The 24,654-nt window shown below is 44.0% G+C and carries 23 protein-coding genes, 1 tRNA gene and 1 pseudogene; 10 read left to right on the top strand and 15 right to left on the bottom strand.

Annotation, left to right across the window (positions count from 1 at the left end; all coding sequences use genetic code 11):
• Positions 1–388: 388 nt before the first annotated feature.
• The gene (locus H6F41_RS14715) at positions 389–1,606 is read left to right on the top strand and encodes a glutathione S-transferase family protein (protein WP_190404223.1); all 1,218 of its coding nucleotides are present in this window, start codon (positions 389–391) and stop codon (positions 1,604–1,606) included.
• Between the two features lie 72 nt (positions 1,607–1,678).
• Here H6F41_RS14715 and H6F41_RS14710 read toward each other — a convergent pair whose 3' ends face one another.
• Positions 1,679–3,181: an Ig-like domain-containing protein gene (locus H6F41_RS14710; RefSeq protein ID WP_190404222.1), complete on the bottom strand. Its 1,503-nt coding sequence runs from the start codon at positions 3,179–3,181 to the stop codon at positions 1,679–1,681.
• A gap of 153 nt (positions 3,182–3,334) precedes the next feature.
• Entirely contained in the window at positions 3,335–4,297 is a 963-nt protein-coding gene (locus H6F41_RS14705; RefSeq protein ID WP_190404221.1) for a hypothetical protein, read from the bottom strand.
• Between the two features lie 167 nt (positions 4,298–4,464).
• Here H6F41_RS14705 and H6F41_RS14700 point away from each other — a divergent pair, with 167 nt between their 5' ends.
• Both H6F41_RS14700 and H6F41_RS19280 read left to right on the top strand, forming a co-directional pair.
• A complete protein-coding gene (locus H6F41_RS14700) occupies positions 4,465–5,553 on the top strand; it encodes a Gfo/Idh/MocA family protein (RefSeq protein WP_190404220.1) in 1,089 nt (362 codons plus the stop codon).
• 147 nt (positions 5,554–5,700) lie between these two features.
• Entirely contained in the window at positions 5,701–6,981 is a 1,281-nt protein-coding gene (locus H6F41_RS19280) for an O-antigen ligase family protein (RefSeq protein WP_322095926.1), read from the top strand.
• Between the two features lie 54 nt (positions 6,982–7,035).
• Here the strand turns inward: H6F41_RS19280 and H6F41_RS14690 are convergent, their stop codons facing one another.
• Both H6F41_RS14690 and H6F41_RS14685 read right to left on the bottom strand, forming a co-directional pair.
• The gene (locus H6F41_RS14690; RefSeq protein WP_190404219.1) at positions 7,036–7,476 is read right to left on the bottom strand and encodes an HHL1-like protein; all 441 of its coding nucleotides are present in this window, start codon (positions 7,474–7,476) and stop codon (positions 7,036–7,038) included.
• A gap of 262 nt (positions 7,477–7,738) precedes the next feature.
• Positions 7,739–8,473 carry a pentapeptide repeat-containing protein gene (locus H6F41_RS14685; protein WP_190404218.1) on the bottom strand — a complete coding sequence of 245 codons (735 nt, stop codon included), beginning with the start codon at positions 8,471–8,473 and terminating at the stop codon, positions 7,739–7,741.
• 87 nt (positions 8,474–8,560) lie between these two features.
• Between H6F41_RS14685 and H6F41_RS19040 the strand changes: the two genes are divergently transcribed.
• On the top strand, positions 8,561–9,064 hold the full coding sequence (locus H6F41_RS19040; protein ID WP_242023056.1) for a hypothetical protein: 504 nt from the start codon (positions 8,561–8,563) through the stop codon (positions 9,062–9,064).
• A 9-nt stretch (positions 9,065–9,073) separates the two neighbouring features.
• Positions 9,074–10,204 carry a GspE/PulE family protein gene (locus tag H6F41_RS14680; protein ID WP_322095927.1) on the top strand — a complete coding sequence of 377 codons (1,131 nt, stop codon included), beginning with the start codon at positions 9,074–9,076 and terminating at the stop codon, positions 10,202–10,204.
• Between the two features lie 45 nt (positions 10,205–10,249).
• Here the strand turns inward: H6F41_RS14680 and H6F41_RS14675 are convergent, their stop codons facing one another.
• The 4 genes from H6F41_RS14675 to H6F41_RS14660 form a co-directional block, all read right to left on the bottom strand.
• Entirely contained in the window at positions 10,250–10,891 is a 642-nt protein-coding gene (locus H6F41_RS14675) for a Uma2 family endonuclease (protein ID WP_190404217.1), read from the bottom strand.
• A 175-nt stretch (positions 10,892–11,066) separates the two neighbouring features.
• Positions 11,067–12,368, bottom strand: coding sequence for a glutamyl-tRNA reductase (locus tag H6F41_RS14670; RefSeq protein ID WP_190404216.1), 1,302 nt, complete (start codon positions 12,366–12,368; stop codon positions 11,067–11,069).
• Between the two features lie 302 nt (positions 12,369–12,670).
• On the bottom strand, positions 12,671–13,714 hold the full coding sequence (glpX, locus tag H6F41_RS14665; RefSeq protein WP_190404215.1) for a class II fructose-bisphosphatase: 1,044 nt from the start codon (positions 13,712–13,714) through the stop codon (positions 12,671–12,673).
• Positions 13,715–14,028: 314 nt separating this feature from the next.
• A complete protein-coding gene (locus tag H6F41_RS14660) occupies positions 14,029–14,706 on the bottom strand; it encodes a hypothetical protein (RefSeq protein WP_190404214.1) in 678 nt (225 codons plus the stop codon).
• 375 nt (positions 14,707–15,081) lie between these two features.
• Between H6F41_RS14660 and purF the strand changes: the two genes are divergently transcribed.
• Together purF and H6F41_RS14650 are read left to right on the top strand one after the other, a co-directional pair.
• Positions 15,082–16,605 carry an amidophosphoribosyltransferase gene (gene purF / locus H6F41_RS14655; RefSeq protein ID WP_190404213.1) on the top strand — a complete coding sequence of 508 codons (1,524 nt, stop codon included), beginning with the start codon at positions 15,082–15,084 and terminating at the stop codon, positions 16,603–16,605.
• Complete coding sequence (locus H6F41_RS14650; RefSeq protein ID WP_190404212.1) at positions 16,602–17,063, top strand: VOC family protein; 462 nt, start codon at positions 16,602–16,604, stop codon at positions 17,061–17,063. The genes purF and H6F41_RS14650 overlap by 4 nt, the downstream gene beginning before the upstream one ends.
• Here the strand turns inward: H6F41_RS14650 and H6F41_RS14645 are convergent.
• From H6F41_RS14645 to H6F41_RS14635, 3 genes are all read right to left on the bottom strand, one after another.
• Positions 17,053–17,265 carry a hypothetical protein gene (locus H6F41_RS14645; RefSeq protein WP_190404211.1) on the bottom strand — a complete coding sequence of 71 codons (213 nt, stop codon included), beginning with the start codon at positions 17,263–17,265 and terminating at the stop codon, positions 17,053–17,055. The two genes, H6F41_RS14650 and H6F41_RS14645, sit on opposite strands and share 11 nt — an antisense overlap.
• Before the next feature lie 124 nt (positions 17,266–17,389).
• The gene (locus H6F41_RS14640; protein WP_190404210.1) at positions 17,390–17,752 is read right to left on the bottom strand and encodes a Spx/MgsR family RNA polymerase-binding regulatory protein; all 363 of its coding nucleotides are present in this window, start codon (positions 17,750–17,752) and stop codon (positions 17,390–17,392) included.
• Positions 17,753–17,866: 114 nt separating this feature from the next.
• Positions 17,867–17,949 (bottom strand) — tRNA-Leu (locus H6F41_RS14635).
• A 241-nt stretch (positions 17,950–18,190) separates the two neighbouring features.
• On the opposite strand from H6F41_RS14635, the gene H6F41_RS14630 reads away from it, so the two are divergent.
• Positions 18,191–19,564 carry an NAD(P)/FAD-dependent oxidoreductase gene (locus tag H6F41_RS14630; RefSeq protein ID WP_190404209.1) on the top strand — a complete coding sequence of 458 codons (1,374 nt, stop codon included), beginning with the start codon at positions 18,191–18,193 and terminating at the stop codon, positions 19,562–19,564.
• A 50-nt stretch (positions 19,565–19,614) separates the two neighbouring features.
• On the opposite strand, the gene ruvB is transcribed toward H6F41_RS14630, so the two are convergent.
• Together ruvB and H6F41_RS14620 are read right to left on the bottom strand one after the other, a co-directional pair.
• The gene (gene ruvB / locus H6F41_RS14625) at positions 19,615–20,832 is read right to left on the bottom strand and encodes a Holliday junction branch migration DNA helicase RuvB (RefSeq protein WP_190404208.1); all 1,218 of its coding nucleotides are present in this window, start codon (positions 20,830–20,832) and stop codon (positions 19,615–19,617) included.
• Positions 20,813–21,628, bottom strand: coding sequence for a creatininase family protein (locus H6F41_RS14620; RefSeq protein ID WP_190404207.1), 816 nt, complete (start codon positions 21,626–21,628; stop codon positions 20,813–20,815). Before H6F41_RS14620 ends, ruvB begins: the two co-directional genes overlap by 20 nt.
• A gap of 124 nt (positions 21,629–21,752) precedes the next feature.
• Here H6F41_RS14620 and ispG point away from each other — a divergent pair, with 124 nt between their 5' ends.
• Entirely contained in the window at positions 21,753–23,000 is a 1,248-nt protein-coding gene (ispG, locus tag H6F41_RS14615) for a (E)-4-hydroxy-3-methylbut-2-enyl-diphosphate synthase (RefSeq protein WP_190404206.1), read from the top strand.
• Between the two features lie 23 nt (positions 23,001–23,023).
• Here ispG and H6F41_RS14610 read toward each other — a convergent pair whose 3' ends face one another.
• Together H6F41_RS14610 and H6F41_RS18800 are read right to left on the bottom strand one after the other, a co-directional pair.
• The gene (locus H6F41_RS14610; protein WP_190404205.1) at positions 23,024–23,782 is read right to left on the bottom strand and encodes a Uma2 family endonuclease; all 759 of its coding nucleotides are present in this window, start codon (positions 23,780–23,782) and stop codon (positions 23,024–23,026) included.
• A gap of 233 nt (positions 23,783–24,015) precedes the next feature.
• Positions 24,016–24,231 (bottom strand): hypothetical protein, encoded by a 216-nt coding sequence (locus H6F41_RS18800; RefSeq protein ID WP_199288784.1) that lies wholly within the window; start codon positions 24,229–24,231, stop codon positions 24,016–24,018.
• A 191-nt stretch (positions 24,232–24,422) separates the two neighbouring features.
• On the opposite strand from H6F41_RS18800, the pseudogene H6F41_RS19400 reads away from it, so the two are divergent.
• Positions 24,423–24,554: pseudogene (locus H6F41_RS19400) on the top strand (RNA-guided endonuclease TnpB family protein); the annotation flags it as partial.
• Positions 24,555–24,654: the final 100 nt, after the last annotated feature.

Raw genomic sequence — 24,654 nt, 5'->3', positions numbered from 1 at the left:
ATCAATAATCCAGATATGAAGTGTAACACTCCTGATCTAACTTCGCTATTTCCGACTTGAATAATGCGGACAGTAAATTTTGTCTGACTTTAAATATTCTGTCCCAGCCATTGCCATGAGAAAGTTTCCCGCAAACAAGCTAAATATCGTCAATTGTTGCCCTGATTCTAACAGTATTTGATGTACTCCAAATAAGCTTTGAGCATTGCTTTTCCTTTTGTTTCCCGATAGGTCTAACAAACAAATGAAAAACTAATCAATAGTTTAATCTAAACCTGAAAGCTTGTGCCGCTTGCTAAGTGGGTAGAAGCTTTTAGGGGTGTAAGATTGCTGGGCTAAAAAATCAGAATGTTATAATCTGAGCCTGTAATTTGTGTGATGTATCTCTATGTCTGTTGCCCCCCTAAGCTGGAAAGAACTTCAAACCCTTACAGATTTTCAAATCGATCCTGTCAATGGTCAGACCAATGCCCAAGCCAGACTAAGACTATTTGGACATAGTGAAAATGATGTCAGAGTGACCCTATACCGTGATAACCATGCTTGGTGTCCTTACTGTCAAAAAATTTGGTTATGGCTAGAGGAAAAACAAATTCCCTATCGCATCGAAAAAGTAACTATGTTTTGTTACGGCGAAAAGGAAAGTTGGTACAAACGGATTGTGCCTTCGGGAATGTTACCTGCGATCTCATTGGACGGCAAGATCATTACCGAAAGCGATGATATTTTAATAGCCCTTGAGCAAACCTTTGGCTCACTGCGCCATAGCATGACCGCGCCCAATATGATCGCCTTACGCCGACTCGAAAGAACTTTATTTAGAGCTTGGTGCGAATGGCTCTGCCGTCCCGTTAGCTCTGTCCGACAAGAGCACCGCCATCGCGAGCAATTTGGGGAAGTAATGCAAAAAGTAGAGACAGCCTTGGGCAGTACCCCTAGCCCCTATTTTCTAGAAGACTTTGGGACTGCGGATGTAATTTTTACGCCCTATGTCGAACGGATGAATGCCAGTCTTTACTATTACAAAGGTTATTCTATGCGTGAAGAAAACCCACATATGTCCGCTTGGTTTGATGCAATGGAAAGTCGTTCCACCTATCGCGGCACTCAGAGCGATTTCCATACCCATGTCCATGACTTGCCTCCCCAAATGGGCGGATGCTATGAAAATGGCGAACCGCAAGCACTGATCAATAAAGAACGGGTTGATCATGGGCCGTGGTTTGGCTTGCCCGATGTCACTTACCCCGAACCCGCCAGTTCTCGCGCCGAGGCTCTGCAACGGGTAATCAAACACCATCAAAATATTATCAAAGTCAATCCTGCGGACAATCAGTTATTTGATGAGGCGTTGCGTTGTGCCTTAACAAATCTGATTACGGAGCAAATATGTCCGCCTCCTGCTGGCTCAGATCTCGGTTTGCGCTATTTACGCGATCGCATTAATGTGCCGCGTGACATGTCGATTTATGCCGCCAAAAGGTTGCGCGATGCCCTCGAAAAAACGGCAGCTCTAGTGGGCGATCGCCAAAGCGACCCTTTACCAACTAGACATCGCCGTGATCAAGATCCTGCCAATTTTAACGATGGCGGTCGCCAGTCTTGACCCCAAAAGTGAGTGGCGGCGCGAAGCGCCGCCACTCACTTTTGGTTTTTTGATTTGTCCCGATGCAATTAACTAGGGAAACCACCTTGCCAATGTTCCGAACATCGGCAACACTTCAGGCTGAATTGTCTGATTGGTTTGGGATGGATCAATTGGCAGGATAATTAACTGCGTTGGCACTTGGACAGTGCGAGGACTACGGGAGGCTTGCGCGGAGTCCGAGGGGATCGGCTCAGCAGGAGCATCATCATTTTTGAGTGCAGAATTGAGAATGATTGATTGTCCATCGGGAGCAATATTAAATTGAATTTCTCTTTGAGAAGGAAGTTCTAAAAGTCGGCGTAAGTTTGCCGATTCGAGGTCGATTGCGGCTAGGTAAGGTTTTTCACGGAAGATATTTTTTTCAATATCCTGTTCCACATCCGTTAATAAACAGTAAATAGTTTTCTCCTGTGGATCAAATTGAGCGCCGAGGATCGAGCCATTAATTTTGATCAGTTCCTTTTGCAAACCTTGGTTATTAACTAAATATAGCGATCGCGTATAGTCCTTATTAAATTTGACCGTTGCCGCCTTAGTGCCACTCCGCCCAAAACTCAGCACTGTCCCGAATCTTGGCAAAAAGTCTAGGGGTGGAGCCTGTGGCTCAAGGGTCAAAATCGCCACACCTTCCCCCTGTGCAATCGCCACTGAGGTACTGTCGGGAGTAAACATAAAATCTCCCCCTGGTTGATTTTCTAAGGGTCGTGCAGGCTGATTGTCGGTAATTAGCCAAAGCCCATAACGCCCCAATTGTTGACGACTGAGACGTTGCACTAAGATATTTCGACCATCGGGCGACAGATCAAATTTGAAGTTTTGAAATTCATTACTATCGAGAACTAACTTGATCTCTGGAGTCGCAGATGTCAGTCGATCCTGCTCATCAATACCCGTGGTTACGGTATAGAGCTTTTGGTCAAGTAAACTTTGACCTACGCCTGCATTGGCACTTTCAATGGCACTAAATAAAATCTTTTTGCGATCGGGATAAATCCGAAAATTCAGCACCGTCAGATTTGGCGGCGTTAAGATTCTATTTTCCTTTTGCAATGGACTATAGAGAACGAGGCGACCTTTGTCTTCTGACTGTGAACCAATGTAGGCAAAATATGGATTGGGAGTAGTGAAGTTACCAACGAAAGGCTCAATTGGCTTTTTGACTCCAGATTCGCTAGCAAAGCGATCGTAGGCATCTTCGAGTTTGATTGTGTAGGACTTGCCATAGGTGGCTGGGGCTAGGGGCGTATAAGACATGCGCCGCGACGACCAACTGATTTTGCCATCCAGTTCTGGTTCGATTTTGAGGTTTTTCTCAACCGTATCGCGATCCATGGGGCGATTGAAGGTCAGCGAAAAGGAAATATTGGTGGCATCAATTTTTTGACCTTGCCAGCTAAAGTCGCGCACCTGTGGCAAGGTCAGATCACCAATCCATAATAAAATTGCGATCGCAATGCTAAGTAACGCCACTAAACTAATCGCATAGCGATCAATCGGCTGAGAAAATAGTTTAAATCGCGGACTAAGTTGCATATCAGTTTTTTACCAATGCTTGACTGACGAATTTGGCTAAGGCTCTCCAGAAGTTCAATCCGTTTTGCCACCAATCATCATAATAGCTATAGCAATACAAAACAAAAGGAGTTGCGGCGCGAAGCGCCGCAACTCCTTTTTAGTGCGAGCTATTTAGAGCAGATTTTTTAATTTCTCTTGGTATTCTTCAGGAGTAATCGTCCCAGCCTTGAGTTCTGCATTGAGAATTTCTACTTGAGGCTCGATCTCTTTTTTCTTCGCCGCAATTTCATCAGCCTTAGTTTTGTAAATTGCTTCACCTTCTTTCTTCGCCTTCTTAAAAGCTTGACGCAGGCTGAAGGCATCCATCTCACCGCCAGATGCAAAATATTCATTGGCGACCTTGCCGAGCGCCCATGTGCTGGCATAGGCAGTGGTTGCACCGACCACCATCCCAAATACAGGCACTAGCTTAGCGAGGTTGCTAACGGCAATCCTTGTACCTGTAAGCCCCAAACTGCCAAAGATCGCTTTGCGGAAATCATCACGATTGCGATCGTAGCCCCAACTTTGCCCAATGGTTTGCGCGAGATCCAATTGGTTCCAGTAGATCAACATGTCAAATGCGATCGCAATTCCGGGAATGGGAAAAGCACCTAAGACCGCATTGAGAAAACAAGCATCGGTAGTAGCATTCTCAACTTCTGTTGCCCTTTTTTCAGGATCATCAATTTGACGAACCTGTTCCGAGATAGATGATCTGCTTGCTCGCCGCTCTAGGGTTTCGAGCCATTCCTGTTTACCCCAAAGCTTAGAACTAGTAAAGGTTGCCCCAATTTTGTCTAACAGCACTTTTTCCTCAGAGCTGCATTCCCCATCAATATTTGCCATCGCATAGGCCGATTGATACACCATTTCCTGCGCGATTTCACTGGTGATTTGAGTCAGTAATGTATCAATTGGCTCATCTTCTTCATTTAAGAGCCGATCAACAGTTACGCCTTCGGGTAAGTGAATTTCTTCAAACGTATCCGCAAGACTGGCAAACTCTTCTTCGAGCAGTTTGCCATCGGCCTTTGCCATGCTCACCAAAACCTTAAAGCTTGCCAGAACTTCTTGCTGATTAACAACAGACATCAGATGCTTTCTCCTTTGCAGAAATTATGGTTGATGGTAGCAGCGATTATGCCCTGAGTTTGTATAACTCAAACTTTTGTTGCCAACAATCGTCATTCTTACAATTTTTTTAAGATTTGCGACAGGCAATCGCTATAATCTAAAACCCAGAGAGAGGGCAAAGCGACATGTCAAAAATTGGTATCGGTATCATCGGCACGGGATTCGGGCAGATCATTCATATTCCTGCATTGCAAATCCATCCTGATACAGAGGTTGTGGCGGTATATCATCGAGATCGCAGTAAAGCTCAACAAGTTGCCGATAAATTTGGGATTGCCCATGCTTGCGATCGCATTGCCGATCTATTAGCAATACCTGAAGTCGATGCCGTCACCATCTCGACACCGCCAAGTTTTCACTACGAACAAGCCAAGGCAGCCATCGAAGCACGCAAGCACGTACTAATTGAAAAGCCTGTGACCATGAATGCTCAAGAGGCGATCGCACTCTATCGTCTAGCGGAGCAAAACCAAGTGATCACCGCCACGGATTTTGAGTTTCGCTGCGTTCCTCAATGGCAATATCTCAAGCATCTCTTAGACCATAAACACATTGGCAAAAAACGCCTAATTAATATTGAATGGCTAGTACAGGGACGCGCTAATCCTCAGCGAGTCTGGAACTGGTATAGCCAAAAAAGTTATGGTGGGGGTGCATTAGGTGCGATCGGCTCCCATGCCTTTGATTATGTACGGTGGCTATTTGGAGATATCAAAAGTCTCTGTGGGCAATTAAGTACGGGTATCACCGAACGTCCCGATGCTAATGGAGTGATGCGTCCCGTTGATGCTGATGACACTTGCAATATCCTGCTCGAACTCGCAGATGGTACACCCTGCAATATTTCCCTCAGCACCGTTACCTATCGGGGGCGTGGTCACTGGGTGACGGTCTATGGGGAAAATGGAACTTTAGTATTGGGTAGTTCTAATCAAGCAGACTATGTTCATGGATTCAGTTTGCGTCAAGGTAAACTTGATCGCACGGAAATGGAGATCGTAGCAATTCCATCGACCTATGATTTTCCCCAAACCTATAGCGATGGTCGGCTTGCGCCCGTATTAGCAATTTGCGATCGCTGGGTCAAGGCAATTCAGTCAGGACAATCAATGACTCCTAGTCTCCATGAAGGTGCATGGTCACAGGTGTTGATGGATTTAACCCAAGAGTCACATCAACAGAGGAAATGGGTTGATGTTCCTAAATTCATTTGATTTATCCTAAGCGAAGATTTGCCCTTATCCCCCAGCCCCTTATCCCTAGAGAGAAGGGGAGTTTCTCTAGTTCCCCTCTCCCTAGGAAAAGGGATGAGGGTCTTCGTAAATTATTTTTAGTTTTGGCATAAAATACGAGGCTTAGCAGTGTTCTGGAAATCAATAGAAGATGAATCGTGGGAATGGAAATGGCAACAAAATATTGCTCTATTTCTAGTAATTAGCAATGTCTTTGCGCCATTTTTTGCGTCTCTCTTGGCATTAGGAATATTGTTTCAGCGCGGATGGCGAGCAATCGCCACACCAATCAATCTCGCTTATTTCTGGCTATCTCTATGGCTTATATTCACCACAATTATTGCCTTTGATCCTGCCACTGCCGCAGGAGGACTCGCCAATTTTTTACCCTATTTCTTTTTGGCAGCCACCACCACTTATATCATCCGCACCCCTAGCCAATTTATTCACATTCTATGGCTACTAGTCGTCGGCTCGCTGTTTGTGAGTAGTTTTGGTATTTTGCAAGCATTGATTGATCGACCAGATTGGATCTTTCCCAAGGTAATTTTTGACAGCTATCCGATCCCCATGGGATTTAGTCCCGATCGCCGCATTCAATCATTTTTTGGACATTTTAATGAAACTGCCGCCTATCTATTGATGATTCTGCCGATCGCATTTCATTTTGCGCTCGGCAAAGTCAAGAGTATTTCTAAATCTCAACGTTTAATCGCCGCGATTGCATTAGCAACAGACATCTGTGTGCTGATTCTGACGGGTTCGCGCAATGCTTGGGGACTGGTCATTGTTGGCGCTGTCGCCTTAGCCATCTATTACCGCCAATGGAAGCTCGTTGCAGGATTTGCGATCGCACTATTAACAATTGCATGGGGCATATTTGGACAAAAATTTGGACTAGGTGGCGAGATCGTGCGATCGCTATTGCCACAGGGATTTGTCAATCGCCTCGTCAGCACCGTTGACCCACAACTTACAGATTACGCCTCCACCGCCGATCGGGTCAATGCTTGGCAGTTAGCAATTTCTCTGATTTCGCAGCATCCTCTTCAAGGTTGGGGGCTACGCAATTTTCCTGTCATCGCCAAATCCATTAGCTATGACTTACGCGGCTTACCCCATGAACATAATTTGTTTTTTGCGATCGCAGTTGGCTCTGGCATTCCTGCTCTGATCGGATTGATGTCTATCATTGGCTGGACAATCTGGAGAGCGCTCACCTCTACAATCGCAAAGGAAACCGAGGGGATGATGGCAATTGTTGCGATCGCAATTATTCTGTTTTGGCTAACGGGTTGCTTAGATCTAGTTCTGTACGAACCACGCATCAGTATGCTGCTGTGGTGTTTGCTCGGCAGTATGCATGGTCTGGAATATCATGCCAAAAAGGCGCTATCTCCTCAAACCTAAAAAAGTGCTGTCGCATATTGCGGCGGCACTTTTTTAGGTTTGATTTGATTCTATCTATTTAGCGTCAGACTTCTTGGTGACACTATTAAAATATTCCTTAGCCTTAGTGAAAGCATACTTCACCTTATCGCCAATCGTTGGATCAGGAAGAACGGCAACTGTCACTTCCTCATCGGGAAATTCTTTCAAGCGATAGCCATATTCCAAGTTCTCTTTATACTTCCGCAGAATTGGATAGAGTCGAACTGCACCTTTAAGCAGTGCGTCCTCTTGTTGAAAAATAGCACGACTAATCTGATTACTTCTTTCTACAGCCATCGACCCCGCAGGAACCCATTCCTTTCCCTTGATCCGAATGTAGATGTTAAACTCAGGCAAACCCTTTTCCTTCATCTCATCGTATTTACTGGCAGCCACCTGATGTTTATTCGGCTCTTTCTTCTTTTTTTTCTGCCCCGAACCGCCAGCAAATCCTTTTACTTTAGTTGAACTCATCGCTTTACCTTTGTTTTATTAAAAAAGTTTTTAAAATCATGATCTGAGAAGTTTTGCATCACCGATCATGATTTTTTACCATTAAATGCGTTAACAAAAGTTTACTTTAGTCGATGATCCAAACACAATCATTCTTTAGGTGAGAGATTAAAGTCTACACCTAAGTAATTCAGCATAAATAACCTTAAAACCCAGAAGCGTGATTCGCACGCTTTGCGTGCGAATCACGCTCTGATCTTTGGTTTTAATTATGTTTAGCTACTTATAACAAAAGCGCTGTAGGCACATTTTGAGCAGACATCAATCCAATCACATTATTCCAATTGGTCTCACCACCACTAACATTCTTCCCCCAGCATATTTTATAGAGATTTGCTCCCTCCAAATTGGCTCGACTTAAATTCGCATTACGTAAATCTGCCCCACTTAAATCGGCATCCCGTAAATTTGCCCCACTCAAATCCGCCCCACTAAAATCTGTATTTTGTAATTGCGATCGCTCTAAATTCGCACAGTACAACTTGGCATTCCAAAAAATTGCGCTACGCAAATCAGCTCCCTTCAAATTTGCTTGCCAAAATATGGCATGACTGGCATTGATATTTTGTAAATTTGCTTCTTGAAGATTAGCACTGTTAAAGTTTGCACTAATCGCATTGGCTGATTGTAAATTGCTATAACTGAGATCCGCAAAGGTAAAAATAGCACTGTAAAGATTCGCATCGCTAAGATCGGCATGATCAAGAGAACCTGTAGCAACTGCCCCGTTCAAGGTAGCTCCAGTTAAGTTGGCATATTGTAAGTTAGCCTCGATCAAATTCGCGTGATATAGATCCGCACCTTCGAGATTTGCCATACTTAAGTTGGCATAGCGAAGATCAGCAACGTTGAGGGTAGCATTTTGTAAAGCGATCAATACATCTGGATGTACATTTCGCCAATGATTCCAGTTTTTTACGCCTTTCTCCAGTAGTTGCAATTGTTGTACATCAGCCATATTCACCTCCTAAATTAAAAAGTGTCACCAAAGTTCTGGAATCTTTTTCACTAAACCTAACGTGAATTAAATATTATTAAGCGCATCATGAGTGATTCCCCCGTCAATCCACCAGATTCCATATGGAAGAGACTCCGCAATCAAGAGGTTACTTGCGAAGAAGCTCTTCAGCTATTGGTTGATAAACGTGGAGGGTTGCGAATCGACTTACTGGATGAAGATGTGAACTATAGATTTTTTCACCACTTCGACGATCGCAAATCATTACCTCCTATTATTCCCTTACTGCTGTGGCATGGCTATTTTTATCTAGGCTCACCCCATCCCCTGACCAGTGAAGAAATCAAAAGGCTGAGTAACTTGACCTTAACAGGTATCAAAAATATACCTATTTCTCCTGAAAGCTATTTGTTATGGTTCCTCAGACAAAATCTCCCTGAACCTAGCAACATAGCCCCGCCCATTGTCAATCCACTCACAGGTGCAAATGAAGAAGCACACCTAGACGAGATTTCTGAAATTTACCTGTCTCAAGCCCTTGATCAAACCCATCGGATTAATGCTTTAATTTCCGTTGCGCTTCAACATTGAGCGAGTGACATTCACCTAGAGCCTACAGAAGCGGGTTTGCGAGTGCGCTATCGCATTGATGGCATCTTGAGGACAACCCGCATCTTACCACCTGAAGTTAGTCGAAAGACAATCGTAGCTCTCAAGGTAATGAGTAACATGAACATCGGCGAAAGTCGTCGTCCACAAGATGGTCGAGTTAGCCAACATTACGTCACTGCTGACAATCTTGACCTAGATTTAGATATGCGAGTTAGTACATTTCCTTGCGTTGGTGGCGAAAAGGCGGTAATTCGACTATTACCACGGCACAAAATGCTAACGACAACTATTGAAGATGTTGGTTTTACACAACAATCATTAGCTATTTATCGCAGTTGGATATCTCAACCCCAAGGATTAATTATTGTTACTGGTCCAACGGGTTCAGGTAAAACTAGCACTCTATATGCAACTCTGCAATTATTAGCAACGGATAAAGTCAACATCGTGACGATGGAAGATCCCGTTGAATATAATTTATCAAATATTACCCAAGGGCAAGTGCAAGAAGTTGGTGGATTAACCTTTGCTTCAGGGCTAAAGTCAATTTTGCGTCAAGATCCTGACATCATCATGGTGGGAGAGATTCGTGATTTGGAAACTGCGGAAATTACGATTCGGGCAGCGATGACAGGGCATTTAGTACTATCAACAATGCATACCAATGATGCAGTTAGTACCGTGGCACGATTAAGAGATTTGGGACTGCATCCCAGTTTAATTGCCGAATCTTTGTTAGGAATCGTCGCGCAAAGACTAATACGGAAAGTCTGTTCTTTCTGTTCTGAACCCTATAAACCAACAACAGCAGAACTAAAGTTTCTCGATATAGCAGCAAAGGATGTTAAATATCAAGATTGGCGAATTGGTAAAGGCTGTGAGCATTGTTTTGGCTCAGGTTATTTAGGAAGAGAGGCTATATTTGAGTTACTCAATGTCAGCCCTCAAGTACGAAAAGTCATGACTGAAGGAACTCAATCGGAACTAGTGGAGTACTTAGCAGATCATGGTTATGAATCTTTTTATTATAGTGTGCGTAAGAAAATTTCAACAGGCATAACCACTTTGGAAGAAGCTCTACGGGTGTTGCCCCGTCAAATGTTTAGTAATGAGGAGTGATAAATGATCCAAACACAATCATTCTTTAGGTAAGAAATTTCTTGATCATAGATTGCTTTGCATCCAAGTACGAAAAGCACGCATTGCCGCACTGCGTCCATCCCTGATGCTACGTTCCAAAAACTGGGGAATGATCTCAAGTACAGGAACATTACCAAAAGTAGGACTAAGTTCTGACTCGATATATTCACCATCCTGTAAAACATAAATTTTGAGTTGCCTGTCATACAACCATAACTCAGGTACACCAAGAACCCGATAGACATCAAATTTAGTTTTAGAAGTCACATCCACCTCAATCGCCAAGTCGGGGGGGGGATCGATCGCCATATCTAGTTTACGGATGCCCCGCATAGCGACATTGTTTTGAATGTAGAAACACTCATCAGGTTCTAGCCCCGCCCGTTTAGCCTTAGCTTTGAATGTCGTAGAGCCATAGCCTTCAAAGTCAATCCCTAATTCATCTAGCAAAACTTGGACAAAGTAACTTATCAGGACTTTAATTTTTTCATGTTCAGGTAAGGGCATAACAATTTCTAATACACCATCTAGATAAGCAATTCTCGTCCTGCGCTTTTCGCCCAGATCCTCAAGAATTGATTCAAATTGTTGCCAGTCAATATCATGGAGGATCGTACTTTGTCCTTCGAGGGTTTCTATTTGCGAAATGCGTAATAACGTGGTCATGGGAATATCTCCTAAACGCGATCGCGATTTTCCTCACACATATCATTCATCGTAAGTAGCTTAACTTAGTTAAAAGATAAAACCAAGTCTCGTGCTGCACGCTACTCAGGCAATACAGGGTTCTTGGTTTATCAAAATCAAATAATCAAAAAGCCGCCCTAGGGCGGCTTTTTGATTAACCTTCTTTCAGTTGACTAGAAGGTGAATCTAAATCAAATAACACCTGCAACATTTGCATAGCCTTGCGGCGGGACTCAATATCTTGCTGAGCGCGTAACTGCACCATCGGATCATGCAAAATCTTATTAATAATCCCGCGAGTCATACTCTCAATCACATCCTGATGTTTGTCCGCAAAATCATTGCCGAGACGAGAAAGAGCTTTCTCCATCTCCTGCTCACGAATGATTTCCATCTTTTGGCGCAACTTGCTAATCGTAGGGACAGTTTCGAGAGAACGCCACCAAGTATCAAACTCAGCAACACAACCTTCTAATAAAATTTCCGCTTGCATCGCCATTAGCCGACGGCTTTCTTGATTTTCGGCAACCACTGCTTGCAAATCATCTACATTGTAGGCTTTGGTGTTAGCTAATTCATTAACATCCGCACTAATATTACGTGGTACAGAAATATCCACTAAAGTCAAGCCACTATGGTTAGGAGCAATTGCTTCTAAATGCTTACGGCTAATAATTACTTCAGTCGAAGCTGTGCTGGTAAAAACTAGATCAGAAATAGCGATGCAATCAAACATCTGCTCAAGGGGATGTATGTCAAATTGAGCGCCACTAGCTTCAAATTCTTTGAGCATAGTTTCAGCCCGCGATCGCGATCGATTGACGATCGCAATTTTTTGGGCACCTTTTGAAATTAAATGCTTAACCAATAGGCGCGACATTTTGCCAGCACCGATAATCGTGGCATGTTTATCCGACAAATCTTTTAATTTGATCTGCGCTAGCTCCACAGCCGCCGAACTGATCGACACTGCACCAGTACCAATTTCCGTCTCAGTCCGAACCCGTTTACCCGCCGATAAAGCTTGTTTAAAAAGTTGATTTAGAATTCGACCAGCACCGTTATACTGCTGAGCAAGACGGTGAGTATTTTTGACTTGGGCAAGAATCTGACCTTCACCCAGCACAAGACTATCTAAACCCGAAGCCACACGCATCAAATGGGTGACAGCATCTTGACGCAGCAAAATAAACAAATAGCGACGGAGAAACTGTAGCGGCAGTTGGCTAAATTCCGAAAGAAACTGCATAATTTCGCGAATGCCGCCTTCGGACTCGCTAGTGACCACGTATAACTCTAAGCGGTTGCAGGTACTTAAAATGGCAGCTTCTTCAATATTCGGATAGCTCATTAGCTGAGCGATCGCAGCTTCCATGCGATCTTCAGGAATGCTCAACTTTTCCCTTACTTCCACAGTCGCCGTTTTATGACTCAAGCCAACAACTGCAATATTCATATCGTAAATGCGTTTCTTAATTTAGGACTGGAAATCATTATGTTATTGGTAGAGCTTATCAGGAGATAGCTACCAGTGTAGTAGGTACTTATTACTCCTTAACTTTCCTTAATGTAAATAACTAAGTAGCTAAGCGCAATTACACATAAAACCCTAAAACTTGTGGCGCACGCTGCGCGTGCGCCACAAGTTTTAGCTCTGGGTTTTCATTATGCCTAGCTACTTACTCCCTCCCTCCTCAAAAATTAGTGGTGCAACGCTTCGCGCCGCACCACTAATTTTTGAGTGTTTATGTTTAAAAATTAACGCAGGTTAATGATCTTAGGAGCATCGCTGGTCAAGTGAATGGTGTCAACGAAACGAGCAGTCTTCGATTGAGTAGAGATAACCAAAGACTGGGTGCGACAACCACCATTGAAGAAACGAACGCCTTCCATCAAAGTACCAGGAGTGATACCACAACCAGCAAACAAGACATTCTTACCACATGCCAATTCATGAGCATCATAGACTTTATCACCGTCTTCAATACCCATTTCCTTAAGACGAATCAAGTTACCTTCGCGGGTCCACTTTTCGCTTTCAGGAGTATTAACTTCGGCTGGATCGTAGATTAGACGACCTTGGAAATGTCCACCCAAGCAACGCATTGCTGCTGCGGAAATTACACCTTCAGGAGCAGCACCAATACCCATCAAAGCATGGATGTTTGTACCAGCAAAACCACAGCAAATAGCCGCAGATACGTCACCATCACTGATCAAACGTACACGAGCGCCCGCCGCACGAATTTCCGAGATCAAAGCTTTGTGACGAGGACGATCCATCACAACAACAACTAGCTCTTCAATCGAACGGTTGAGACATTCCGAAAGAATTTTTAGGTTTTCGGTAGGGGTTTTACGGATGTCAACATGACCCTTTGCCGCAGGAGGTGCAGCTAGTTTGTCCATATAAAAGTCGGGAGCTTGGAACAAACCACCACGCTCCGAGATTGCCAAAACAGCCATAGAACCATTTTGACCGTAGGCAACGAGGTTTGTACCTTCGCAAGGGTCAACCGCGATGTCGATTTCTTGAAGTTCTTCAACTGTGCAGAATTCGGCAGCATTTTCTTGAGTACAAATCCCAACTTCTTCGCCGATATATAGCATGGGCGCTTCGTCACGTTCGCCTTCACCAATAACGATGCGTCCACGCATATGAATTTTGTTCATCCGTTCGCGCATTGCTTCTACGGCTGCTTCATCAGCTTCATCTTTTTTGCCCAAGCCCATCCACTTAGAAGATGCGATCGCAGCCTGTTCAACGACCTCAATAATCTCGAGGCTGATTGTACTATCCATGTTTAGGAACCCTTACCTTGTTAAATTTTATAACTATTAATTTTTTGCTATATTCTAGAAATTTTCTAGAATCAGAAAACAAAATTAAGTTTAGTTGTGCTTTACTACACAACCTCGTAGTTAAGTTTACAGGGCAGACTGTCACCAAACCTATAAGAAGACTAAATGCGTCATATTAATTTTTTATAAGTTTAGCTATGAATCAAAAAAAGACAAAGTAGGGGATAGCGCAAAGCGCTATCCCCTACTTTTGCGAATTTAGGACAAAAACAAAAACCAAAATAGAGTTGCGACGCTTTGCGCCGCAACTCTATTTAGAAATCTCCGATAGATCCTCCAGATCCTCTGATGGCTCCATTATCTAGATTGCCAGCAATATCGTCATATACACAGATCACAATACATAGACTCAACGGTGCTGTCACCAAAATACCAACACCCAACGCAATTAAACCTGCAATATTCAACAACACCAGCAATAGCATCAGAACAAATACTTGGAGCCATTGCTTTGTCACAAACTTACGACTTGTTTCTAAAGCCTGAAAAAATTCCAAGTCCCAATCAATGGCAAACTGAATTGCAAACACATAGGAAACCGCAAGATAAATACCAGGCAGAATTAAGAGAATCATGCCTACAGCAGTTAATAGTCCACCCACAAGGGAAAGCAAGAATAGCTGTAGGAAATATTTGTTGGTTAATCCCTGAAAGAAATCATTAAACGTAAAAGACTTGCCCCTTAAAATTGCGAGGATCACAAATGTGTAACCAGCAGCTAGGGGCGCATTGATCACACTAGAGGCAATCTGACCAATCACAGGCACAAAATTAACCGCAAAGTTAATCACAATGCTGAGTAAGAAGAAACCACCAATTTGAACGAAATTAGCCTGAAATATTTCCCAGCCCTTGCGAAAATATTTACTGAAATCAATTGAGTAATCTCTCTGCATGAGCAAACTTAGTTGCTCGTCTTTACTTGCTTCCATAAATTGTAAGCCTCCTAAATTTAGACTTTAAGACCAACATCATAAGTAGCTAGGCACAATTAAAACCCAGAGCTAAAACCTGTGACGCACGCGCAGCGTGCGTCACAGGTTTTAGAGTTTTACATTTAATTGTGCTTAGTTACGTTATTTGTGAGATCGTATTTGCAATGGCTCTAACCTTACTACAAAATAATCCACTGGCAAGTTATGCACCTTACAACAGGCATAACTTGTAACAGTTCTACTCAAATCACTAGCGTTAAAGTTTTGCTGTATTTCATTTGTCAATTTTGGTTAAGAAATGCTTAACACTGGTACGATCTGACTATGGGCTTTTCTCTTCTAGCCAACCTAAATGTATTGCGTATAACTGCTATGTTGCCAGATCATTCTGACCAGTCTATTTTTGATGATGAGATGCCTAATAATCTTGTAAATTTTAGTAATTCTGACGATCTAGATATTGATAGTAGTATCGAAGATGATAAACCACAGGAAGCCTGTGGTGTGTTTGGTGTATTGGCAGCAGAGGGGGATGTTGCGAAGTTAGTTTACTTTGGTCTATATGCCCTGCAACATCGTGGTCAAGAATCTGCGGGGATTACAGCCTATGATGAGCAAGGAGCTACCCATACTCACAAAGCAATGGGATTGGTATCTCAAGTTTTTAACGAAACCATTTTGGCAGAAATGAAGGGGGCTTTGGCGATTGGGCATAATCGTTACTCGACGACAGGTTCAAGTAAAGTTTGTAACGCTCAGCCCATCGTCTTAAATACAAGATTAGGAGATTTTTCATTAGCTCATAATGGCAACTTGGTAAATGCCTCAGAGCTACGCGGTGAACTTTCGGCACAAGGTCATGCCCTCGAATCTACCACCGACTCAGAGGGAATTGCGTTTGCGGTTAGTGAGGCCGTTTCCGAAGGGCAAAATTGGCAAGATGCGATCATTACCGCATTACGTCGATGTCATGGTGCATTTAGTTTAGTCATGGCGATGCCTAATACCCTTGTCGGAGCGCGAGATTCCTATGGTGTCCGTCCTTTAGTAATTGGGAAAACCCCAGATGGCTCCTATGTTTTGTCCTCAGAAACTTGTGGTTTAGATATTATTGGCGCTGAGTATGTCCGTGAGGTCAATGCTGGTGAGCTAGTGATCATCACCATGGATCAAGGAATTCAATCAATCCAGTGGGAAGAAGCTAAGCCGAAGCTCTGTGTATTTGAGATGATCTATTTTGCTAGACCTGATAGTGTCATGCATGATGAGAGCCTATTTACCTACAGGGTCAGAATTGGTCGTGAATTAGCTAAGGAAAGTTTTGTAGATGCTGACCTTGTGATTGGCGTACCAGATTCTGGCATTCCTGCGGCAATTGGCTTTTCGCGTGAGTCAGGGATTCCCTACGGTGAGGCGTTAATTAAAAATCGCTATGTCGGGCGTACTTTCATCCAGCCAACCCAAGCGATGCGGGAGTCTGGTATTCGCATGAAGCTGAATACACTCAAGGATGTTTTGCAGGGAAAGCGAGTAATTGTGATCGATGATTCGATCGTAAGGGGAACGACGAGTCGTAAAATAGTAAGAGCATTGCGTGAGGCTGGTGCGATTGAAGTACATATGCGTATTTCTTCGCCACCTGTAACTCATCCTTGTTTTTATGGTATCGATACGGACTCGCAAGATCATCTGATTGCTGCCCAAAAGTCTGTCGCTGCGATCGCAGAACAGATTGAGGTTGATACGCTGGCGTATCTCAGTCATGATGCAATGTTGAGAGCAACTCAGATTGATACCGCGCATTTTTGTACAGCTTGTTTTACAGGGAAATATCCCATTGAAGTTCCTGATAAACTCAAGCGCACCAAACTTATGCTAGAAAAAACTGCAACATGACCAAGATTCTCTTTCATCTCGCATTCCCAGTCAAAGATATTGCAAGTACCAAAGCTTTTTATGTTGATGGATTGGGTTGTTTGGCAGGGCGTGAGTCAAGCGATTCACTGATCATGAGTTTGTATGGTCACCAGTTGGTGGCTCATGTTGTCCATGAAAGTCTGGATTCGCAGCGTGGTATTTACCCAAGGCACTTCGGATTAGTTTTCTATTCTGAAAATAACTGGATGGCTTTATTAGAGAAAGTTCATGATAAGCGTCTCAAGTTTTATCAAAAGCCAAAGGTTCGCTTTGTGGACACCCCATTAGAGCATCGGACTTTCTTCTTGGCTGATCATTCTGGCAATATTCTGGAGTTCAAGCATTACAAGTTTGAGACTGCAATTTTTGGTGAGACTGATTTTCATGAGGTTGGCGATTCTGATTTTGCACAGCAGGTTCCTGTAGTTACGCATTAATCGCTTCACACAAAAAAGAGCTTGCCCTAGGGCAAGCTCTTTTTTGTGTACTCTTTGATTCAAGGTTGATGCCTTCCTTTAGTTTTTTACGAAGCATCTGCATTTGTTTTTTCTTTTGGCGTTGGCGAGCCGAGCCGCCTTTACCTTTGTCATTGCGACCTTCTTTGCGGGGAGTCTCCCAGCTCTTTAGTCTTTGATTCATAGCTGCTTATCTCTCAGAAATTTATATAACCTCTAATCTCAAATATATGCTGACTGATTAAAAAAAAGCTATCACTCTTTGGGGTGAGCACAGGATATGCTCTCTTTAGCTAAATTTAAATCAACTAGAGTTCAACGGGGACTAACTTTTGTTTAATTTCCTCAGGATTTCTAAAACCAATTGCGATCGCAATACCATCTTTGACAAACAGTGGGCGCTTTAGCAACATCGAGTCTTTAGCATAGGCTTCAATCCATTGGATATGCGACCATGTTTCTTTTTCAGCACCAAGGGCGCGGTAGGACTGCCCAGAGGTATTTCTCATTGATCTTTCGCCTAGGGCATGTACCCAATCTGCGATCGCAGTTCGAGTTGGCGGATAGTCTTTGGTATTGATAAATTCATAGGCAATATTTTGACCTTCTAGCCATGCGATCGCCTTTTTGCAAGTGCCGCAATTGGGAATGCCATAAACTTGAATAGACATAAATTTATTGTGATTATGATTACAGAGATTATGACTGGTTATCCTGTCATTGTAGCGATATCCCAAAAACAAGAGAGTCTTGCAAAGCAAGACTCTCTTGTTTCTAGATAAAAATGGGGGTAAAGGGACTTGAACCCTTACGACCTTGCGGTCAACGGATTTTAAGTCCGTAGCGTCTACCATTCCGCCATACCCCCTCAGGGCTTTGCCATTCTAACCCGAAATGGGTAATTTTATGATCAGTTTTTTTGCAAATTATTTTAATTGCTAGAAATTTAGATGGGCGATCGCTCTAACCTTTTGTGGAGTTGTTGATTTTTTAGGCTAACCATGACTTTTTCTGCCTTACTTCACACTATTTAACAGAAATAAATTTATAATCATTTAACAATGCTTTGCCATTTCTAGCTTTAATCTTCTTCCAAAAATATACTTACCATGTCTATAAGTAATCAAAACGATCGCGATCACCTGCATCATGTAGTTATTATTGGTGGAGGTTTTGGGGGGTTATACGCAGCTCAAAAGCTCGGTAAAGCTCCCGTTAAAGTCACATTGATCGATAGACGCAATTTTCACTTATTTCAGCCTTTACTATATCAAGTTGCCACAGGTAGCCTGTCCCCCGCAGATATCGCTTCACCACTGCGGTCTGTGCTTGCCAAAAACAAAAATACCAGTGTGGTCATGGGGGAAGTTGTTGACATTGACGCTAAAGCCCAAGTGGTCAAACTCAAAAACAACTTAGCAATTAACTATGATTCGCTGATTGTGGCAACGGGAGTTAGCCATCACTATTTTGGCAACGATCAATGGTCAGAGCAGGCTCCAGGCTTGAAAACCATTGAAGATGCGATCAATATGCGGCGGCGGATTTTGAGTGCCTTTGAAGCAGCCGAAAAGACCCATGATTCACAATTCAAAGAGTCATTGATGAACTTTGTGGTGATTGGTGGTGGGCCAACAGGGGTGGAGCTAGCAGGAACTTTGGCAGAATTAGCGCACCGCACCCTCAGCGATGAATTTACGAATATTGATACGCGAAAAGCACGCATTATTTTATTGGAAGGGGCAAATCGAGTCTTGCCTCCTTACCATGAAGACCTATCGGAAGCGGCTAAACAGTCCTTAGAAAAGCTGGGCGTAGAAGTCAGAACCAGTGCCATGGTGACGAACATTGAAAACCATGTGGTTACCTTTAAATGTGGTGAAGAGGTCGAACAGATCAATGCTCAAACGATTTTGTGGGCGGCGGGAGTCAAGGCTTCAGCAATGGGCAAGGTTTTAGGCGATCGCGTCGGCGCAGAGCTAGATCGAGTCGGTCGTGTGATTGTTCAACCCGATATGTCGATCGCAAATCATCCCAATATTTATGTGATTGGTGATTTGGCAAACTATCCGCATCAAGGTGAGCGTCCGTTGCCGGGAACTGCGGCTGTTGCTATGCAACAGGGTGAGTATATGGCGCACCTGATTGAAGCAAAGGTCAAGCAACGCGAAGCCGATAAATTTTACTATCAAGACTTTGGTAGTTTGGCGGTAATTGGTCGCCATGAAGCGGTAGCTGACTTTAAGTTCTTGCGCTTGAAGGGATGGCTAGCGTGGTTTATCTGGACATTTGTGCATATTTACTATCTGATTGAATTTGACAATAAATTGGTGGTGATGATCCAGTGGGGATGGAACTACTTCACGCATCGCCGTAGTGCCAGATTGATTACAGGTCGATATTTGCAAGTTCTCGAAGAAATGGAAGGGATTAAGGCTGGCGGTCTTGCGGTTGAGACTAGGGAGCCAGCACAGGTTGTGTAATCTCCTCAATGCAGTGCCGCGCTCTGCGCGGCACTGCATTGCAAATATAGCTACAGTAATCCTGCGATCGCAGTTTGCACAGGATAGCCCAAATGTTTCCATGCGGCGGCCGTCGCCACCCGACCGCGTGGTGTGCGGTTAATATAGCCAATCTGTAATAGGTAAGGCTCATACACCTCTTCAATCGTGTGGGCATCCTCACCCGTCGCCGCCGCTAAAGTATCTAGCCCTGCGGGACCACCATTAAAGTTTTCGATTAAAACCGTGAGCAACTTGCGATCAATCCAATCGAGTCCTTTGGGATCAACATTAAATAGTTCCAATGCCGATTCCGCGATCGCACCCGTAATTTGTTCGCCCTTTGCCTTCACCTCGGCATAGTCACGCACGCGCTTTAGTAAACGATTGGCAATCCGAGGCGTACCCCTCGATCTGGCTGCGATCGCAATTGCACCATCATCATGGATTGGGGTATCCAAAATCTTGGCACTACGCGCCACAATCTGCGTTAATTCGTCATGCTCATAAAAGCGGAAATGCTGCACAAAGCCGAAGCGATCGCGCAGGGGTGAAGATAATGCTCCAATTCTCGTCGTTGCGCCGATCAGCGTAAATTTATTGAGCTGCACACTGCGAATCCTTGCGCCCTGACCTTTGCCAATCGTGATATCCAGCCGATAGTCTTCCATAGCGGGATAGAGGATTTCCTCGGTGACACTGGGCAGACGATGGATTTCATCAATAAATAAAATATCTCCCTGTTGCAGTGAAACCAACAAACCCGCCACATCACGGGGACGCTCTAGGGCAGGCGCAGAGGTGATTTTACATTGCACGCCCATCTCTTGAGCGATGATTAGCGCTAGTGAGGTTTTACCTAATCCGGGGGGGCCATAGAGCAGTAAATGATCGAGTGCCGATGCTCGTGACTTTGCGGCTGCGATCGCAATATGGAGTAGTTCCTTTAAATCCTTTTGTCCGATATAGTCCGCTAGATTTTTGGGACGAATGTTAATTTCAGGCGTGGTGGGAGTGTGCGCATCTTTAGCTAACTGTTCCGCCAATTTCTCCTCTGGTGTTGCTTCTGCCTGCAACAAATCGAGCGCCTGTTGCAGTTCGGGCGAAGTTTCTTTTTTCGAGGCAGCTTTAGACGACCGACGGGTTGATTTTTGGCTAGTCGCCTTTGCCGAAACCGAATTTTGTTCAGGTTGTTGCGGATCGCCGTCAGGGTTGGGACTAGGATTTGGTTTAGAGGAGATGATCGCCATACGCCTTCGGTTGCTCAAATTTATACATATCTTCGATCAATTGCACCCAGCCATCAACTAAAGAATCAAGGATCTGCTCACCTTTCTCCTTGGTCGCCGCCTTAGCATCACCCAATACCCCGCTCCGAGTCAAATCGCGCATCACCCATGCAAAGGGATTCGCCGATTCCATGCTGAGCAAACTATTTTCAGGCAATCCATAAGGGTATTCGGTAACCGCTTTGTCCATCTGGACTTGCTCAGGCAGCAGCGCCAACATCAAACTGGTTTCCGCATCCCCCGCATGGATTCCCAATTCTAATTCTTTCGCTGTCAACAAATCTTTAGCCACATTGGGAACGCGCCAAGTAAAGAGCGGAAAAATTATAAAATCAGGATATTTTTCATGGAGATCGCGAGCGACGATTTCTAAAATTTGCGGCTGCCCACCATGGGAATTCATCAGCGCTAATTTCCGAAATCCTGCGCGATAGACACTTTCAGCAATGTCCGTTAATACCGCTAGCATCGTTTGCGATCGCAAAGTAATCGTACCCGCAAAATCATTATGTTCATTGGACTTTCCGTAATATAGCGGCGGCAAAGCATAGGCAGAAATCGCAGAATCTAATTTTGCTAAAGCTCTTGCCAAAACCCCAATACTAATCGCTGCATCAACGATCAATGGCAAATGTGCGCCATGCTGCTCGATTGCCCCCATGGGTTGAAGGATCACCACATTCTCTTTGTCAGGCATATTTGCGATCGCGGGCGAAGTGAGGTAGGCAAAATATCGATCGGCAGGAAAGTAATTCATAGTGGATATTTTATGCTTATTCATGCTTAAAATCAGGGCAAGACCAAGCGAGACTCTGCTCGAAAAATCAAGAGATTGTTCCCCACTTCAGATAGACTAATAACTGAAAGTAACTAAAAGTGTTATGACGACTGTTTCTGAGAATACAAAAAGCGTAGAAAACGGCAAAGCTGCATCCGTGATTGATGGTAGCGAGAATCTTGGTGTAATCGTCAGACGCAAAACCCGACCTGTGCAAGTGGGCAATATCACCATCGGTGGTGGTGCGCCCGTCGTGGTGCAGTCGATGATTAACGAAGACACCCTTGATATTGATGGCTCCGTCGCAGGAATTCGCCGCTTGCATGAAATTGGTTGCGAAATCGTGCGCGTCACCGTCCCCAGCATGGCACATGCTGCGGCTCTCTCAGAAATTCGCCAAAAACTGAAACGTACTTATCTCGATGTGCCTCTGGTTGCCGATGTCCACCACAACGGCATGAAAATTGCCCTCGAAGTCGCCAAGCATATCCACAAAGTCCGCATTAATCCTGGACTATATGTGTTCGAGAAGCCTAAGGCAAATCGCACCGAATACACCCAATCAGAGTTTGACGAAATTGCCGAAAAAGTTCGGGACACCCTCAAGCCCCTAGTTTTATCCCTAAAGGAACAAGGCAAAGCGATGCGGATCGGGGTCAATCATGGCTCTCTAGCCGAACGGATGCTGTTTACCTATGGTGATACACCGCAGGGCATGGTCGAATCTGCGATCGAGTTTATCCGTATTTGTGAAGATCTCGACTTTAGAAATATTGTCATTTCCATGAAAGCTTCTCGCGTCCCCGTGATGATCGCTGCCTATCAACAGATGGCTAAGCGCATGGATCAACTGGGCATGGATTACCCCTTACATTTAGGCGTAACCGAAGCAGGGGATGGTGAATATGGTCGCATCAAATCCACCGCAGGTATTGCCACCCTATTATCTCAAGGTATCGGCGACACGATCCGCGTCTCCCTCACTGAAGCGCCTGAAAAAGAAATTCCTGTTTGTTACAGTATTTTGCAGTCCCTTGGACTCCGCAAGACCATGGTCGAATATGTCGCTTGCCCATCCTGTGGGCGCACATTGTTTAACCTTGAGGAAGTGCTGCACAAAGTCCGCGAGGCTACCAGCCACCTAGTCGGCTTAGACATTGCGGTGATGGGCTGTATTGTTAATGGCCCTGGGGAAATGGCGGATGCAGACTATGGCTATGTCGGCAAAACTCCTGGGATTATCTCGCTCTATCGCGGTAAGGAAGAGATTAAGCGTGTACCTGAAGAAGAAGGTGTGGAGCAGTTAATTGCTCTGATTAAATCCGATGATCGCTGGGTTGATCCTGAGTAAATGCCATAATCACTTTCCCATATCTAATCTACATCTTCTCCTAGCGATCGCAGTTTTTCAGCTAGTCTATTTGCCCTTTGTTCAGCCTGTTCTGTAAGTTGGCGCTCTTGCTCGACTAGCTGACGCTGTTGCTCGACTAGTTCACTACCCCAAAGGAGTAAATTTTCTGAGCGATCCCACCAGCGCAACCAACAACCATGTCGTTCAGCTTTTTTACCAGTCCATACTCCCAAAAACAAACCCATACTCTCGATCCAGTAGCGCTGATTTTGATCAGGTTTTTGAAGTTGGTATCCTTCATCAATCAGATCATAAACCTCTAGTACACCTGTAGAGGGGTGGAAAATTACATAAACAGGCACTTTTAAAATTTGCTCATAAAAGTACCACTTGCCGTAGGGATAATGGGGAGCAATGGAATATTCTGTACCCTCGGTGGCAGAAATAAACTCCATCACAATTTCGGCATTACTGCCTTCAGCGTGAGGCGTATAGCTACGGCGAATTTCTCCAGGTTTAATTGGATAAGCCGAAGGGATATATACCCAATCAGGGGCTTTAACAACGGTTCTTTCGTTGATATTGGCACAAAGCCCAAAATTAGAAGCAATGATCATCGATTCTAGAATTAATCCAGCTATTTCTAAGGATTCACGCAAAGCTGCGGCTAAGAGCGGTTGAAGGTTACTTTCCACGGGTTCATCGGGCAGTATAAAATCTTCTGGTAGTTTTTCCCAAGTAATGCGGGGTAAAACTGACGAGTATCTTTGGAGTGTTTGCATGATCTGATTACTCTTGTAAGGGCGATCGTTAGCAGGTTCATCTATATTAGCTTGGTATTGACTGTGCCAAAATACCTAATATTTTAGGTAAATTATCTAGATAATATTCGGTTAGATCGATCCAGACATTGCGATCGCTTAGTTTCAGGAACTTCCAAATGGTTCCCGATGTCACCACACCATAAATTTCCTTGATTTCATTTTTTTCTGTTGGTTAGAGTATTGGGCGGCAATCATTGTAAATCAATTAAAATCGTCGTGATCAACATTTCCGAACGCGATTTTTCGGTGTTGCTAGCTAATGCTAAGGTGAGTTTTTTTTTGAGTGTTTCGCTGAGAAAGGGACTAAGTTGGAGTTCTGGACTGTCAGCAAATAAATCAGCTTTCTCAATTAAGTTAAGCTGAAAAGCTTTTTTGACGGAGCTAAGGCTAAAGTCACTGTAGGACATATTTAATGTAAAGATTAACGAAAAAGTGAACGGTACTTTACACAGCCTATCCTTTAGTTATCGGAGGGAAGCGTAAAACCCGCGCCCTTTAAGCGGGGGATATAAGCGCAGTCTGAATAAATTCAGACGCAAAAGAAGTGCAATAACTTCTATCTTATGTTAGAATATCCTACATAAGATTAAATAAATCTATGTTAGTTCTCGAAGCAAAACTAAAAGGCAAAACAGAGCAGTACAACCTCATTGACGAAGCTATCCGTACCGCTCTGTTTTGTCGTAATAAGGCTTTGAGGTATTGGATAGATAATCGTGGCACTGACAGATAAGTAGCCATGCAGAATTATTTACACATATCCGAACTAATGGGAAGATTCTAAGAATCACCATATCCGAACTAATTACTGTGAGACTAATTGAGCCACT

The organism is Pseudanabaena mucicola FACHB-723 (genome assembly GCF_014696385.1).
In the GTDB taxonomy this organism is placed as follows: domain Bacteria; phylum Cyanobacteriota; class Cyanobacteriia; order Pseudanabaenales; family Pseudanabaenaceae; genus Pseudanabaena.
This window is presented reverse-complemented; position numbering and strand designations above follow the sequence as displayed.